Source organism: Stenotrophomonas sp. NPDC077461 (assembly GCF_049545475.1).
Taxonomy (GTDB): Bacteria; Pseudomonadota; Gammaproteobacteria; order Xanthomonadales; family Xanthomonadaceae; genus Stenotrophomonas; species Stenotrophomonas nematodicola.
In genome coordinates, this window is record NZ_JBMWDO010000013.1 from 111,072 (window position 1) to 122,807 (window position 11,736).

Consider the following 11,736-nt stretch of genomic DNA (forward strand, 5'->3'; position numbering starts at 1 on the left):
GCATGGCCCGGCGGCGCGGCGCTCAGGGCTTTCTGGGCGCGGCGGGCGGCTCGACGATGGGGTTGGCCTTGAGCCAGTCCTGGCGCTGGTCAGGGGTCATGCGCGCCCAGCGGGCGCGCAGTTCGTCGCGCTGGGCCGGGTTCATCGTGCGCATCTGCGCAAACAGCGCGCGGGCCTGCTCGCGCTGCTCGGGCGACATGTTCTCGAAGCGGTGTCGGCCACGGCGCGCCAGATCGCGTTGTTCCGGGGTCATCTCCTGCCAGCGCTGCCCATGCTGGAGCATCCGCTCGCGTTGCGGCGGCGGCGCATCGTTCCACCGGTCACGCACCGGCGCGATCAACGCCTCGCGCTGCTGCGGGGTCAGTTGGTCCCAGTTCGGTAACGGGGACGTCTGTGCCCAGCCGGTCGCCGTCAGCGTCAGCAGTGCCAGTCCCAGCATCAGTCGCGGTTTCATCGATTCACTCCATTGCCAGATCGGTGCCGGCCAGCCACACGTACAGATCGGGATTCTCGTCGAGTACGTCGATGCCGTCATCCAGTGTCGCGGTGACCGGCAGCGCGGCCGGACGCGGCGGGCTGACCGTGAAACTGTAGCCCAGTCCCAGTGCGGCGACCGCCGAGCAGGCCGTGGCCAGCCACCAGCCATGCGCGCGGGTGCGCTGCGGCGCGGCGTGGCGCGCGCCATGCAGCCGCGCCAGGGTGGCCGGGGAAAGCCGCGCAACCGCCTGCGCATGCAACTGCTGCAGGGCCGCGTCGGTGCTGGAAGGAAGAGGCGGGCGGCTCACAGTTCGATCTCCAGGTGCTGCTGCAGGGCTGCGCGTGCGCGCGAAAGATGGGTTTTGACCGCGCCTTCGCTGCAGCCCATCGCCCGGGCGGTGGTGGCGCCGTCGAGCTGCTGCAGCACGCGCAGGGTGAAGGCCTCGCGCTGGCGGGCCGGGAGCTGGCGCAGCGCGGCGACCAGACGCGTGTACTGATCGCGTTGCTCGTGCGCCTGGGCCGGACCGGGCGCGCTGTCGGCCCAGTCGATGTCGTGATCCTCCGCAGGCGCATCGCTGCTGCGCCAGAAGCGCAGGCGGAACCCGCGGCGGCGCTGCAGGTCCACCACCCGGCGGCGCAGGATGCTCCAGAACAGCGGCGCCCACTCGGCGGCGGGTTTGTCACGGTAGGACAGCATCCGCAGCATGCTGTCCTGCACGGCATCGAGGGCGTCGTCGCGCTGGCGCAGGCCGGCTTCGGCGAAGCGGAACGCGCGCGGGCCGATACCGGCCAGAAACGCGTCCAGCGATACCGGCAGCGGCGCATCGGCCTCGGTGGGCAGCGTCGGTAGGGAGGGGCTCACCAGCACAGGGTAGCGCTCGCGCAGGGGGACAACGTGAGAACGCACCAGTGCGCCATCGGTTGACCGGCCTGCAGAACGGTTCAGCGCATGGTTATGATGGGCGGGACGGGATCACCGCCTGGGAGACAGACTGCAATGAGCGACGGGTTCGTGGCGTTGTACATCTTCATGCTGGCCGCCATCGCCGGCCATGTGATCATTTCACGGGTGCCGGTGATCCTGCATACCCCCCTGATGTCCGGGTCCAACTTCATCCACGGCATCGTGCTGATCGGTGCGATGGTGGTGCTGGGCCACGCGCAGACACCGCTGGAGAAGATCATCGGCTTCGTCGCGGTGGTGCTCGGCGCCGGCAATGCGGCCGGTGGCTATGTGGTCACCGAGCGGATGCTCGACATGTTCAAGCCCAGCGCCAAGCGCGACGCGGGGGAGAAGGCGCCTTGAACGTGAGCACCGCACACCTGCTGCAGTGGCTGGTCCAGGTCAGCTACCTGGTCGCCGCCACGCTGTTCCTGCTGGGCCTGCAGCGCATGGCCTCGCCCATGACCGCGCGCAGCGGCATCCGCTGGGCCGGGCTGGGCATGTTGATTGCCACGGTGGCAACCTTCTTCCTGCCCGAGCTGCACAACGTGCCGTTGATCCTGGCGGCGGTGGCGATCGGCACCGGCGTGGCCTGGTGGTCGGCCAAGCGCGTGGCGATCACCGACATGCCGCAGATGGTGGCCCTCTACAACGGCATGGGCGGTGGCTCGGCCGCGGCGATCGGTGCGGTGGAGCTGCTGCGCTTCTCCTTCCTGGCCAATCGCGATACCGCGCACTGGAGCGAACAGGCCATTGCTGAACTGGCCGCGCGCCAGCCCTCGGCCACGGTGCTGGCGCTGGCGATCATCGGCTCGGCGATCGGTGCGGTGTCACTGTCCGGTTCGATCATCGCCTGGGCCAAGCTGGACGGACGGCTGGACCGACGCGTGACCTTCCCCGGGCAGCAGGCCTTCAACCTGGCGGTTGCCGTGGCGATGGTCGGGCTGGGCATCTGGGCCGGCGTCAGCCTGAGCCCGGTGGCGATCATCGCCTTCTTCGTGGTCGCGCTCGCCCTGGGCGTTCTGATGACCCTGCCGATCGGCGGCGCCGACATGCCCGTGGTGATCTCGCTCTACAACGCCTTTACCGGCCTGGCGGTGGCGTTCGAGGGCTATGTGCTGGGCAACGAGGCGCTGATCATCGCCGGCATGATGGTCGGCGCGGCCGGCATCCTGCTGACCCGCCTGATGGCCAAGGCGATGAACCGGCCGATCAGCGGCGTGCTGTTTTCCAACTTTGGCGGCGGCGGTACCGCGCAGGAGATCAGTGGCGCGCAGAAACCGATCGAGGCCAGCGACGTGGCGGCGATGCTCGCCTTCGCCGAACGCGTGGTGATCGTGCCGGGCTACGGCATGGCCGTGGCCCAGGCCCAGCACAAGGTGTGGGAACTGGCGCAGCGGTTGATCGAACGCGGCATCAAGGTGAAGTTCGCGATCCATCCCGTCGCCGGGCGCATGCCCGGGCACATGAATGTCCTGCTGGCCGAAGCCGGCGTGCCCTACGACCTGATCGCCGACATGGACGACATCAATCCCGAATTCCCCAACACCGATGTGGTGCTGGTGATCGGTGCCAATGACGTGGTCAACCCGGTCGCGCGCACCGACCCGGCGAGCCCGATCTACGGCATGCCGATCCTGGATGTGGTCAACGCGCGCAACGTGGTGGTGATCAAGCGTGGCAAGGGCACCGGCTTTGCCGGCATCGAGAACGCGCTCTTCTATGCCGACAATGCGCGCATGCTGTACGGCGATGGTGCCGGTGCCGCCAGTGCGCTGGTCAGCGAACTGAAGGCGCTCGACGGCGGCCATTGACCGCCACCGGGCCCGACCGGTGGTGCCGCCCAGCGGCCGGCATCACCGCGCCAGCCACCCGCCAACCACCAGCGCGACGGCCAGCCAGATCGCTTCGAGCGGCCCGTTGGCCAGCTGGATCAGCGTGCTGGCCATGAATGGGCCCATGCGCAACGCAGATTCCCACGGGTTGAGCCCCATCGAGCCGCCCAGGTAGGCCGAGGCGATGAACCAGTTGGCCGCCAGTGCCACCACTGCCGTGGCCAGCACGGTCACCACGACCCGGGTTGCCCCCGGGCGGAAGGTGCCCAGCCGCAGCATCAGCACCACGTCCAGGGCTCCCAGAACGGCCATCCAGCCGGCCTGCTGGCCGCTGAGGAGGGCGATGAACAACCAGGCCAGCGTGGCCGTGGCGATACCAAGCAGCAACAGCGGGGGCCAGAGCCAGTGACGGGGCCGGGCAGACACGGACGTGGGCGACATTCGATCTTCCTGTAAGTCCCCACAGGATACCGGCTTGCGTGGTGACCGGCGCGTGGCCGGCGGCTGGGCTAAAATGGCGGCCTTGCGGGAATTGGCCGCGACCCCATATCCATCCACATGTATTCCCGTAGCAGTGAACCTGTCCACTTCGAACGCGACTGCGAGGCCGTCATGGTCCCGCAGGGCGAAACGGTGACGCTGCCGGCCGGCAGCTATGGCTATATCACCCAGGCGCTGGGTGGCAGCTATACCGTGTTTGTCGAAGGCAATCTGTTCCGCATCGCCGGCAAGGACGGCGACGCTATCGGCAAGGAACCGCCGCCCGCGCTGGAACTCCCCGAAAACGCCTCCGACGAGGAAGTGGAAAAACTGGTGTGGCAGCAGCTGCGCACCTGTTTCGATCCCGAGATTCCGTTCAACATCGTCGATCTGGGCCTGGTCTATGAAGTGGATCTCAAGCACCTGGACGATGGCCGGCGCGAGGTGGACATCAAGATGACGCTCACCGCGCCGGGCTGCGGCATGGGCGAGATCCTGGTCGACGACGTGCGCAGCAAGCTGGAAATGATCCCGACGGTGGCCGAGGCCGACGTCGAGCTGGTGTTCGATCCGCCGTGGGGCCGCCACATGATGTCCGAGGCCGCCCGGCTTGAAACCGGCATGTTGTAACCGCTCCACCGCGCGTTTGGTGGTGGTGGCGTTCCCCGTAACCAGAACAGGAAATATCCGGTGTCCCAGTCTTCCGTGAGCTTCAGCACCACCCGTTCGGCCCACCCGCGCAGCAGCGAGGAGCGCGATCGCATTCTGGCCGCGCCCGGTTTCGGCCTGCACTTCACCGACCACATGGTGGAAGTGCGCTGGGACAAGGACACCGGCTGGCACGATGCCAGCGTGCGCCCGTATGGCCCGCTGCAGCTGGACCCGGCCGCCGCGGTGCTGCACTACGGCCAGGAGATCTTCGAAGGCATCAAGGCCTACCGCCACGCCGATGGCTCGATCTGGACCTTCCGCCCGGATGCCAACGGCCGGCGCCTGCAGCGTTCGGCGCAGCGCCTGGCGCTGCCGGAACTGCCGGTGGACATCTTCGTCGAGTCGCTCAGGCAGATGATCGCCGTGGACGCCAGCTGGGTGCCGTCGGCCGACGAATCCAGCCTGTACTTCCGTCCGTTCATGATCGGCGATGAAGCCTTCCTCGGCGTGCGCGGCGCACACAAGGCCGGTTACTACGTGATCGCCAGCCCGGCGGGTCCGTACTTCGCCAAGGGCGTGGCGCCGGTGTCCATCTGGCTGTCCACCGAATACGCCCGCGCCGCCAAGGGCGGCACCGGCGCGGCCAAGTGCGGCGGCAACTACGCCGCCTCGCTGCTGCCGCAGCAGAAGGCGCAGGCCCAGGGCTGCTCGCAGGTATTGTTCCTGGATCCGGTGGAAGGCAAGTACCTGGAAGAACTGGGCGGCATGAACGTGTTCCTGGTCTACAAGGACGGCACGCTGGTGACGCCGGAACTGTCCGGCAGCATCCTTGAGGGCATCACCCGCGAGAGCATCCTGCAGCTGGCCCGCGACCGCGGCATGAAGGTTGAAGAGCGCAAGGTGAGCATCGACGAGTGGAAGCAGGGCGTGGCCTCCGGCGACATCGCCGAAGTGTTCGCCTGCGGTACCGCCGCCGTGGTGACCCCGATCGGCCAGCTCAAGGGCGACGGCTTCGCGGTGGGCGACATCAACGCGCCGGCCGGTGAAGTGACGATGTCCCTGCGCAAGGAACTGACCGACATCCAGTACGGCCGCCTGCCGGACCGCCACGGCTGGCTGGTGCGCCTGGACGCCTGATCCGGTTGGCGCCCTGATCGCGCGTTTCCCAAGGCCCGCCTGGCAACAGGCGGGCCTTTGTGTGGATGGCCCCACGCAAGTCGTTGTTGCGCAACGGGATGTCCGGTTTTTGTCGGGCAAGACAGAGGATGGACTTGAAAAAGCCGTTCATGTGGCGGTTTCTGTCGTGAAAGTTCCTTCACATTCACAAACCGTTGACCCGAAAAGTCTCAGATCGGAATGTTCACAAGACTGAAAAGGCATTGACACGTTGTTGCGTGGCGGCGAAACCAATAGCGTCCGTCGTCGGGCGGTTTTTGTTAGGGGAAACCGATCCAACAACCGGTCGCGATCACTGCCATAGATCCGTAGCCACGGATCGCGCCGGATTTTCGCCGCATAGACGGCATCCTTCAGTCTGAAAGGGAAATCCGATGTCTCATGATTCGCAACACCGTTTGCGTCAGCGTGCATTGGTTGTACTGGGCGCGTCCGTACTCACCTCGCTGCTGCTGGCCTCGCCGGCGTTGGCAGGTGACGTACAGCTGAGCGGCCTGTCCTCGGCGCCGACCCACCAGCGCTTCATCGTGAAGTACAAGGACGGCAGCAGCGCGATCGCCACGCCCACCGCACTGGCCAGCTCGCTCAAGGCGGCCGCCAGCGCCGTGCCCGCCTCCCAAGGGCGCGCGCTGGGCCTGCAGAAACTGCGTCAGCTCGCCATCGGTCCGACCGTGGTCAAGACCGATCGTCCGCTCGATCAGGCCGAATCCGAACTGCTGATGCGCCGCCTTGCGGCCGACCCGAACGTGGAATATGTCGAGGTCGACCAGCTGATGCAGGCCACCCTGGTGCCCAACGATACGCGTCTGTCCGAGCAGTGGGGCTTCGGCACCAGCAACGCGTCCATCAACGTGCGCCCGGCCTGGGACAAGGCCACCGGCGCCGGCGTGGTCGTGGCGGTGATCGATACCGGCATCACCAGCCATCCCGACCTCAACGCGAACATCCTGCCGGGCTACGACTTCATCAGCGACGCCGCGATGGCGCGCGATGGCGGCGGGCGCGACAATAACGCCAACGATGAAGGCGACTGGTACGGCGCCAACGAGTGCGGCTCCGGCATCCCGGCATCCAACTCGAGCTGGCATGGCACCCATGTGGCCGGCACCATCGCCGCAGTGACCAACAACAGCACCGGCGTGGCCGGTACCGCCTTCAATGCCAAGGTCGTGCCGGTGCGCGTGCTCGGCAAGTGCGGCGGTTACACCTCCGACATCGCCGATGCGATCGTGTGGGCCTCAGGCGGCACCGTCAGCGGCGTTCCGGCCAATGCCAACCCGGCCGAAGTGATCAACATGTCGCTGGGGGGCGGTGGCAGCTGCTCGACCACCTACCAGAACGCGATCAATGGCGCGGTGTCGCGCGGCACCACCGTCGTGGTGGCCGCGGGCAACAGCAACACCAACGTGTCCTCGTCGGTGCCGGCCAACTGCGCCAACGTGATCGCGGTGGCCGCCACCACCTCGGCCGGTGCCCGCGCCAGCTTCTCCAACTATGGCGCCGGCATCGACATCTCGGCACCGGGCCAGGCGATTCTGTCCACCCTCAACAGCGGCACCACGGTGCCGGGCGCAGCCTCCTACGCGTCCTACAACGGCACCTCGATGGCGGCGCCGCACGTGGCGGGCGTGGTCGCGCTGGTGCAGTCGGTGGCACCGACGGCGCTGTCGCCGGCCGCGGTCGAGACCCTGCTCAAGAACACCGCGCGTGCACTGCCGGGTGCCTGCACCGGCGGGTGCGGCGCGGGCATCGTCGATGCCGATGCCGCGGTCACCGCAGCGCTCAACGGGACCGGCCCCGGCCCGGGCACCGGCACGGTGCTGCAGAACAACGTTCCGGTCACCGGCCTCGGCGCCGCCAGCGGCGCATCGCTGGCCTACACCGTGAATGTGCCCTCGGGCAGCGCGCAGCTGAAGGTCACCATTGCCGGCGGCAGCGGCGATGCGGACCTGTACGTGCGCTCGGGCAGCGCTCCGACCGACACCGTGTACAACTGCCGCCCGTACCTGAGCGGCAACAATGAAACCTGCACCATCAATGCCCCGGCTGCGGGCACCTGGCACGTGCGGGTGAAGGCCTACACGACCTTCTCCGGCCTGAGCCTGACCGCGCAGTACTGATCGGGAGCTGCAACAAAGACGCCCCGGCCTGCCGGGGCGTCTTCATGTCCGCCAGGCGGTGGCGCGTCAGGCTTCTTCGAACCGGTTGGCCGCCACGTTCTTGCGCACCTGCTCGGGATTCCAGATGCGGCCGTTCATGGCGATGTACACGCCGCTGGCGAGCGACTGCACCGCACCGATCGCACAGCCGATGTTGAACTCCGCATCCGAGCCGCGGAAGCGCGCCGGGCTCAGCGCGCCGGTCATGACGATGGTCTTGTCGGCAATCGACTTGAGCACCTTGCCGGTCTGCACCATCGAGTCCGTACCGTGGGTGACCAGCACGTGGCGGGTCGGTTGGGCGGCGATGGTCGCGCGGATCAGTTCGCGGTCGTCATCGGTGATGTGCAACGAATCCTTGCGCAGGATCGGAATCACGTTGAAACGGAAGGTCACGCCCAGTTCGCGCAGGATCATCCCGATCTGGGGATCGCCGATCTGGTAGTCCGACTTGTCGTCGAAGTAGATCTTGTCGATCGTCCCGCCGGTGGTGATGATCAGTAGTTCGTCCATTGCAGCAATCCTGGGTTGACGGTGAGCTGGGCGGCGTCGCCGCGCCCTGGCGCCATGATACCGCGCGATCCCGGAGAGCCGTGCGTCGCCCGTCTGCCGTCAGCGCTTCTTCCCGAACCGCCGGCGCAGGCCCGGCGCGCTGGCCACGGCAATCACCGCCAGCGCCAGCACCAGCTCGGTCCAGGCCCACACCGCGATCTCCGGATGGCTCCAGGCGCTCATCACCCCGTGGCTGAACCAGAACAACGCCAGTACGCCGGCCCAGAACGCGGCCTTGCCCCGGCGCACCAGCACGCCCACGGCCAGCAGCAGCGGCGGTGCGGTGAACACCAGTTGCGTGGCCAGCCAGTGCCTGTCATGCGCGAACCACAGCGCATACAGCGCGGCCAGCGCCGCCAGCAGCAGCGCGAGAACGACCTCGGTCGCGCGCGTGCTCATGCCAGCCGCCGTGCGATGTCGGCCACGCGCCGGCCCAGCGCACGGGCCAGGATCGCTTCGTCCTCGCTGGGCGTCGGGTCATCGTTGGCGCCGGCCACATGGCTGGCGCCATAAGGCGTGCCACCGGTGGTGGTGTGGCTCAAGGCCGGTTCGGTGAAGGGAATGCCGACGATCAGGCAGCCGTGGTGGAGCAGCGGCACCTGCATCGACAGCAGCGTCGACTCCTGGCCGCCGTGCAGCGACGCGGTCGAGGTGAACACTGCCGCCGGCTTGCCCGCGAGTGTGCCGTTGACCCACTCGGCGCCCAGCCCATCCAGGAAGTGCTTCACCGGAGCGGCCATGTTGCCGAAGCGGGTCGGGCTGCCCAGGATCAGGCCGTCGCACTCGGCCAGATCCTCCACGCTCACGTACGGCGCGCCTTCCTCGGGCACCGGCGGCCGCGCGGTCTGGGTGATCGCCGCCACTGGCGGCACCGTGCGCAGACGCGCGCCCATGCCGGGCACTTCGCCGATGCCCCGCGCAATCTGGCGGGCAAGCCGGGCCACCGAACCGCCGCGGCTGTAGTACAGCACCAGAATCTCCGCCATCGCGCCTTCATCTCATCTTGGGGCCAGGGGCCAGTATGGCGATGCGGCGGGCGCAGGGCGAGCGCGGCCGATGCGTGCACGTTTCGCCGCATCGGGTACCCTTGCGCCGATGGAACCTCTGGACACCCTCAACCTGTGGATGGAACGTGTGCGGGATCGCGCGCGCGCCGCCAGTTTCGGCCGCTTCCTGTGGCACCGCTTCCTCGACGACCGTCTGTTCCAGGCGGCCGCGTCGCTGGCTTACACGACCGTGTTCGCGCTGGTGCCACTGGCGATCGTGGTGTTCGGGGTGCTCTCGGCATTCCCGGTGTTCGACCGCTGGAGCGACCAGCTCAGCGACTACGTGTTCTCCAACTTCGTGCCCAACGCGGCGCGCGCGGCCGAAGGCTACCTGCGCCAGTTCTCGGCCAGTGCCGGCCAGCTCACCGCCGCCGGCTTCATCGCGCTGGTGGTGTCGCTGCTGATCACGCTCAACAGCGTCGAGCAGACCTTCAACCAGATCTGGCGGGTCAGCTCGGCGCGACCCAAGCTGACCCGTTTCCTGGTCTACTGGACGGTGCTGACCCTGGGCGCGATGCTGGCGGCCGCCTCGCTCGCGGTCTCGGCGCGGGTGTTCGCGTTGCCGCTGTTCGGCACCAGCGAAGGCCGATGGCTGGCCAATCTGTCGCTGGGGCTGGCACCGGTACTGATCGAATTCGTCTGCATCATGCTGGTCTACCGCGTGGTTCCGCACCACACCGTCAAATGGCGGCATGCCATCCCCGGCGCGATCCTGGCCGCGGTGATGCTGGAGCTGGTGAAGTGGGGCATGGGCGCCTACCTGGGCAGCTTCCAGTCCTACCAGAAGCTGTACGGCACCGTGGCCTTCGTGCCGATCCTGCTGCTGTGGATCTACCTGTGCTGGGTGTCGGTGCTGCTGGGCGCGTCGCTGGCGTCCTCGATCGCCGCCTTCCGCTACCAGCCGGCGGACCTGCGCCTGCCCACCGGCTACGAGCTCTACGGCCTGCTGCGATTGATCGGGCGGTTCCAGCAGGCGCGGCAGAGCGGACGCAGTCTGGATGACGACGAGATCCTCAGGCTGGAGCCGATGCTGACCGACTCGCTCCTGCAGACCATGCTGTGCGACCTGGAAGCGATCCGCGTGGTGCGGCGCGACGAACAGGGCGAATGGCTGCTGGCGCGCGACCTGGACAAGCTGACGCTGTCGGATCTGTACGAAACCACCCAGATGCGCATCCCGGTCAAGGAAGCGTACCTGCCTTACCGCGACGACAGCCTGGGCGATGCCTCGGTGGCCGCGCTGGACGCGCTGCGCCTGCCGCTGCGCGAACTGCTCAAGCGACGCGTCAGCGACATCTATACAAACCTCGGAGACAAACCATGACTGCCAAGCCCCTGCTGCTTGCGCTGGGCCTGCTGGCGCTGGCTGCGTGCAACAAGCCCGCCCCGACCGCGCAGCCTGAGCCCGCCGCCACGCCGTCGCCAGCCCCTGCGGCCCCTGCGGCCCCCGCGCCTGCGGCCGCGCCCGATACGGACCGGCGTACCGTGGAGCGCCCCACGCTCAAACTCAAGGCGCTGGACGGCAGCGACTACGATCTGGCCGCGCATCGTGGCAAATGGGTGGTAGTGAACTTCTGGGCGACCTGGTGTGCGCCGTGCCGCAAGGAAATGCCGGAACTGTCCGCGCTGCATGCCATGCGCGACGAAATCGAGGTGGTGGGCCTGGCCTATGAAGACATCGAACCGGCCGAGATGAAGGCGTTCCTGGAGAAGCGACCGGTAACCTATCCGATCGTCATCGTCGATACGTACAACCCGCCGGAAGACTTCGCGATTCCGCGTGGCCTGCCGTTGACCTACCTGATCGCACCCGATGGCACGGTCGCCAAGGAGTACCTCGGCCCGGTCACCGCCGCCGACATCGAACAGCGCATTGCCGCCAAATAGCCGCGCGCGCGGCACCGCGCCAGCGCCTGTTGCCGGGCAGAGCCCGGCACTACGTGTCGGTCACCGCATCGCGGTGGACCGGCGTTGATGACCATGTCATGTCACGCAGGTCCCGTAGAGCCGGGCTCTGCCCGGCTGCTCGCCGATCCGCCCCCGTACCTCCCGCCCGCGCACGCGGCCTGTACCGCGCAAGCGCCCGTTGCCGGGCAGAGCCCGGCACTACGTGTCGGTCACCGCATCGCGTTGGACATGCGTTGATCATCGCACCGCACCTTGTAGAGCCGGGCTCTGCCCGGCTGCTCGCCGATCCGACCCCGCACCTCCCGCCCGCGCGCGCGGCCTGTACCGCGCCAGCGCCTGTTGCCGGGCAGAGCCCGGCACTACGTGCCGGTCACCGCATCGCGTTGGACATGCGTCGATCATCGCACCGCACCTCGTAGAGCCGGGCTCTGCCCGGCTGCTCGCCGATCCGCCCCCGTACCTCCCGCCCGCGCACGCGGCCTGTACCGCGCAAGCGCCCGTTGCCGGGC

The 11,736-nt window shown here is 67.9% G+C and carries 14 protein-coding genes; 7 read left to right on the forward strand and 7 right to left on the reverse strand.

All coding sequences use genetic code 11. From position 1 onward, the window contains the following. Positions 1–22: 22 nt before the first annotated feature. From ACPEH8_RS18540 to ACPEH8_RS18550, 3 genes are read right to left on the reverse strand one after another with little or no spacing between them, the layout of a single operon-like run. A complete protein-coding gene (locus ACPEH8_RS18540; RefSeq protein WP_136003746.1) occupies positions 23–454 on the reverse strand; it encodes a DUF3106 domain-containing protein in 432 nt (143 codons plus the stop codon). Between the two features lie 4 nt (positions 455–458). Next, positions 459–785, reverse strand: a complete 327-nt coding sequence (locus ACPEH8_RS18545; RefSeq protein ID WP_136003748.1) for a hypothetical protein — start codon at positions 783–785, stop codon at positions 459–461. Next, positions 782–1,345, reverse strand: coding sequence for an RNA polymerase sigma factor (locus ACPEH8_RS18550; protein WP_136003789.1), 564 nt, complete (start codon positions 1,343–1,345; stop codon positions 782–784). The genes ACPEH8_RS18545 and ACPEH8_RS18550 overlap by 4 nt, the downstream gene beginning before the upstream one ends. A 129-nt stretch (positions 1,346–1,474) precedes the next feature. Here ACPEH8_RS18550 and ACPEH8_RS18555 point away from each other — a divergent pair, with 129 nt between their 5' ends. Together ACPEH8_RS18555 and ACPEH8_RS18560 are read left to right on the forward strand one after the other, a co-directional pair. Further along, positions 1,475–1,783, forward strand: a complete 309-nt coding sequence (locus tag ACPEH8_RS18555) for an NAD(P) transhydrogenase subunit alpha (protein ID WP_136003750.1) — start codon at positions 1,475–1,477, stop codon at positions 1,781–1,783. Beyond that, entirely contained in the window at positions 1,780–3,234 is a 1,455-nt protein-coding gene (locus tag ACPEH8_RS18560) for an NAD(P)(+) transhydrogenase (Re/Si-specific) subunit beta (RefSeq protein WP_423667771.1), read from the forward strand. Before ACPEH8_RS18555 ends, ACPEH8_RS18560 begins: the two co-directional genes overlap by 4 nt. Before the next feature lie 42 nt (positions 3,235–3,276). Here ACPEH8_RS18560 and ACPEH8_RS18565 read toward each other — a convergent pair whose 3' ends face one another. Next, positions 3,277–3,696 carry a hypothetical protein gene (locus tag ACPEH8_RS18565; protein WP_017357589.1) on the reverse strand — a complete coding sequence of 140 codons (420 nt, stop codon included), beginning with the start codon at positions 3,694–3,696 and terminating at the stop codon, positions 3,277–3,279. A 117-nt stretch (positions 3,697–3,813) separates the two neighbouring features. Between ACPEH8_RS18565 and sufT the strand changes: the two genes are divergently transcribed. From sufT to ACPEH8_RS18580, 3 genes are all read left to right on the forward strand, one after another. Next, complete coding sequence (sufT, locus tag ACPEH8_RS18570) at positions 3,814–4,365, forward strand: putative Fe-S cluster assembly protein SufT (protein ID WP_017357590.1); 552 nt, start codon at positions 3,814–3,816, stop codon at positions 4,363–4,365. A gap of 60 nt (positions 4,366–4,425) precedes the next feature. Next, positions 4,426–5,523 (forward strand): branched-chain amino acid aminotransferase, encoded by a 1,098-nt coding sequence (locus ACPEH8_RS18575; RefSeq protein ID WP_017357591.1) that lies wholly within the window; start codon positions 4,426–4,428, stop codon positions 5,521–5,523. A gap of 413 nt (positions 5,524–5,936) precedes the next feature. After that, complete coding sequence (locus ACPEH8_RS18580) at positions 5,937–7,682, forward strand: S8 family peptidase (protein ID WP_423667773.1); 1,746 nt, start codon at positions 5,937–5,939, stop codon at positions 7,680–7,682. 66 nt (positions 7,683–7,748) lie between these two features. On the opposite strand, the gene ACPEH8_RS18585 is transcribed toward ACPEH8_RS18580, so the two are convergent. From ACPEH8_RS18585 to wrbA, 3 genes are all read right to left on the reverse strand, one after another. Further along, positions 7,749–8,234, reverse strand: coding sequence for an asparaginase domain-containing protein (locus ACPEH8_RS18585; protein ID WP_017357593.1), 486 nt, complete (start codon positions 8,232–8,234; stop codon positions 7,749–7,751). 99 nt (positions 8,235–8,333) lie between these two features. Further along, positions 8,334–8,672 carry a DUF2069 domain-containing protein gene (locus ACPEH8_RS18590; RefSeq protein WP_017357594.1) on the reverse strand — a complete coding sequence of 113 codons (339 nt, stop codon included), beginning with the start codon at positions 8,670–8,672 and terminating at the stop codon, positions 8,334–8,336. Next, positions 8,669–9,259, reverse strand: a complete 591-nt coding sequence (gene wrbA, locus ACPEH8_RS18595; protein WP_017357595.1) for an NAD(P)H:quinone oxidoreductase — start codon at positions 9,257–9,259, stop codon at positions 8,669–8,671. Before wrbA ends, ACPEH8_RS18590 begins: the two co-directional genes overlap by 4 nt. Positions 9,260–9,368: 109 nt before the next feature. On the opposite strand from wrbA, the gene ACPEH8_RS18600 reads away from it, so the two are divergent. Together ACPEH8_RS18600 and ACPEH8_RS18605 are read left to right on the forward strand one after the other, a co-directional pair. Beyond that, the gene (locus ACPEH8_RS18600; RefSeq protein ID WP_026071033.1) at positions 9,369–10,643 is read left to right on the forward strand and encodes a YihY family inner membrane protein; all 1,275 of its coding nucleotides are present in this window, start codon (positions 9,369–9,371) and stop codon (positions 10,641–10,643) included. Further along, positions 10,640–11,206 carry a TlpA family protein disulfide reductase gene (locus ACPEH8_RS18605; RefSeq protein ID WP_017357597.1) on the forward strand — a complete coding sequence of 189 codons (567 nt, stop codon included), beginning with the start codon at positions 10,640–10,642 and terminating at the stop codon, positions 11,204–11,206. The genes ACPEH8_RS18600 and ACPEH8_RS18605 overlap by 4 nt, the downstream gene beginning before the upstream one ends. Positions 11,207–11,736 lie beyond the last annotated feature (530 nt).